This is a genomic window from Vibrio sp. YT-18 (assembly GCF_033337345.1).
GTDB classification, from domain to species: domain Bacteria; phylum Pseudomonadota; class Gammaproteobacteria; order Enterobacterales; family Vibrionaceae; genus Vibrio; species Vibrio alginolyticus.
On record NZ_JAWOQO010000183.1, the window covers coordinates 1 to 1,164 of the forward strand.

2 protein-coding genes are annotated in these 1,164 nt (G+C 50.9%); both read right to left on the reverse strand.

The genetic code is table 11. From position 1 onward, the window contains the following. The coding region (locus R7M72_RS25305) for an ABC transporter permease (protein WP_318056483.1) at positions 1 to 505 on the reverse strand (505 nt) is incomplete at its 3' end. Beyond that, on the reverse strand, positions 505 to 1,164 hold a 660-nt coding region (locus R7M72_RS25310; protein ID WP_318056484.1), incomplete at its 5' end, for an ABC transporter ATP-binding protein. The genes R7M72_RS25310 and R7M72_RS25305, both read right to left, overlap by 1 nt.

Genomic DNA, 1,164 nt, shown 5'->3' on the forward strand with positions numbered 1-1,164 from the left:
CAGAACGCCGACTTGGGTTGTAGTAGAGTGCGACTTCGAATGTTTTGCTTGGCGCTGGGCGAATCTCGAAATCAAAATCGGTCAATGGCATGGTTTGCAACGACAATATTGCCGAGCTGATCATGGTATCTGATCCATCCACACTCCATTGCCCAAGCTCTCGACCTTGCATCATGCGTTGTGTGAGATCGCTTGGCAAAATCAGCACGGCGCGCACAATACCATCTTGAATCGCTTGTTCTGCCTCTTGCGCGGTGGCATAGGTTTCTTTGATATCCACCACTTGAGTGACTTTGACGGACTGGGTAATGATCCGCCCGGCGGTGCTGCCACTTTGGTCGACAACACCTACCGGAATGTTGCGAATGTCCGTATTGATTGCGAAGCCGAACAGCAAAAGCTGGATAAGCGGGATCATCACCACCATGCCAAACGTGATTCGGTCACGGGAAAGTTGGCGAATCTCTTTGATCATGACGGCTTTCATGCGAGCGATAGGTTTCATCATTGGCGGCCTTTCCCTGTCGCGCTGACAAAAACAGCTTCTGAGCTTGGGCGAGCGTGGTTCATTTCAGCGTTTTGAAGTTCGGGAAACGTCTGCTTTAACCATTCAATCGGCTGCTCGACATGCTGGTGGATAAGGATGCGTAAACGAATCCCCAACTGCGCCGCAGAGCGAACTTCGTCACGTTGAATCAGCTTTTCTTTGAGTTCACGAAGTTTGTCGGCTTTCACCTCAATGATATTAACGCCCATCTGTTCCATTAACTGTTCGGGTTCGCCATCGGCACGAATTTCGCCCGATTCCATGATCGCCAGACGGTGGCAGCGTTCCGCTTCGTCCATGTAATGCGTGGTGACCAAAATCGTCGTACCTTGATCGCACAAGTCGAACAACTGCTCCCAAAAATCGCGTCGATTTTCGGGGTCAACGGCGGATGTCGGCTCATCCAAAAATAGCAGTTCGGGTTTGTGCATGGTCGCCGCGGCGAGTGAAAGGCGCTGCTTTTGACCGCCACTCATGCCGCTTACGCGCTGTTTGCGCAATTGATCCAACCCGTAAGTGGTGAGCTGCTCTTCTATCCGCTCTTTCAGCGACTTGCTGCTTAAACCAAAAATTTGCCCAATAAATTCAAGGTTCTCTTGAACGGATAGGTCATCGTA